The 1,637-nt window shown below is 49.2% G+C and carries 1 protein-coding gene; it reads right to left on the reverse strand.

Features of this window, described 5'->3' with window-relative positions; all coding sequences use genetic code 11:
* Positions 1 to 1,411 (reverse strand): terpene synthase family protein (locus OKA04_RS24875; protein ID WP_264503841.1); only part of this gene is annotated, 1,411 nt, incomplete at its 3' end.
* Positions 1,412 to 1,637 lie beyond the last annotated feature (226 nt).

Consider the following 1,637-nt stretch of genomic DNA (forward strand, 5'->3'; position numbering starts at 1 on the left):
CCCCCCCCGGCCGGAGACACTCCCCGGCGATGTCCATCCATGACTCCTCCACGAGCTCCCTCAGCTTCGCGTAGGCTTCCTCCTTCGTGATGCCGCCGTGCTCCCTCATGCAGGCTTCCACCGTCGACGACGACGACGACGAAGACCCTTGCTCTCTCTCATGTGAAGCTATGTCATTGAGTAATCGGCCAACGATGCAGGAAGATGTGATGATCTTGGGGTAGGCCATGCCCCAGTTGATAGCATCATCGGTTGTGACATCGTTTCCCATGGCGACGAAGGCGTAGACAGGGACGTGCATGCAGCAGCTGCTTGGCACTGAAATCTTGAGGTGCTCCTCCACCGTAGCAGCTACCTGATCTGCACCTTCAGAGCGCCATTTCACCTCGTTGTAAAAGCATCTCGTAGCGTCGATTAATAGGTTTTTGACATAGTCGACATGCTTGTTCCCTTGGAGTTTAAGATCAGTTTCTATGGATTTCATGGTGGTCAGTACTTTCTTGTAGAAGAACTTCATGTAGCCTGGAAGTTCTTCAGCGGCTTCCTCATCCCATCTTTCAATTGCTTCTGTGAACAGCTTGCTTTCTTCCAAGGTGCTGTAGTTGTCGTAGATGTCATCGAAAATCGAGACAAAGATGAACAATTTAGTGAGCATGGTTCTCCCATATGAGTACTGAGGCTCGAAGAGAACTCCAAGCATCCAAAAGTGCATCTCCACCATCCTATCTCGCGCAAAGCTTAGATGATCCTGGAGTTGGAGCTCTTTCCACCACATGGTGAGGATATTGAGCTCCTCGCAATACAGAGATTGCAAAATCCCAAAGTCGAGCTTGGCGAACTCCAAAATGGTCTCATTTCGTGTGGGCAACTTGTCGTAAACTGAGATGTAGTGCCTTGCTTCAACTCTTCTTGGCCTCCTGAAAAGAGGGGTCCTAAGTGCACTGCACACCTCGTCCGCCATTGGCGACTGCAGATGTTTTACCACAGACTGCAAATAGTTCCTAGTGAAGACGATAGCATCGTCGAGTATCTCCTCCCCATGAATCCTGAGATGGGCAGCATTGTACAAGCTCAGCATGCTTCTTGTGCCGTTATTGTTATCATCGCGTGTGAAATTTCCTTCCTCGTCCCTGAACCTCTGGAACACATCTGGAGAGGCATAGTATCCATGCTTCCTGAGCAGATAGAACCGGAGAGCTGTAGTGTGGAGGTCATAGTGATTGTCGGTATCGTCTTCTTCCTCATGAACCCGGCGCAACACATTTTCAATCTCCTTCTCGTAGTGGTAGTCAATGCAAAGACGTTCTAAGGTGTCGACGAGCTCAAGTTTTACGTGCAAATTGGGGCCAGAAGAACACTCAAGTATCATCCTTCTCACTTGTTCCTCGGAAACATGAGCTTTTCTCTTCATATTCAGAAGCATTGATGGAGTGCAGGGTGAGAAGGTAAGAAAGTAATCGCCCCAGACATTAGGATGGTGATCAAAGTGGGGTTTACAGTGCAGCAGATCTCCTCCTTCTACTGGTGAGACTAGCATATCGGTGCAGGTAGGCACAGGTAGTAGTAGTACACTCGGAACAGAGGTTGCCATACTTCAACTCCCTCTTGCTCTGCAAGCTCTAGGATGAGTTGTTGCT

Origin of the sequence: Luteolibacter flavescens (assembly GCF_025950085.1) — a bacterium.
GTDB classification, from domain to species: Bacteria; Verrucomicrobiota; Verrucomicrobiia; order Verrucomicrobiales; family Akkermansiaceae; genus Haloferula; species Haloferula flavescens.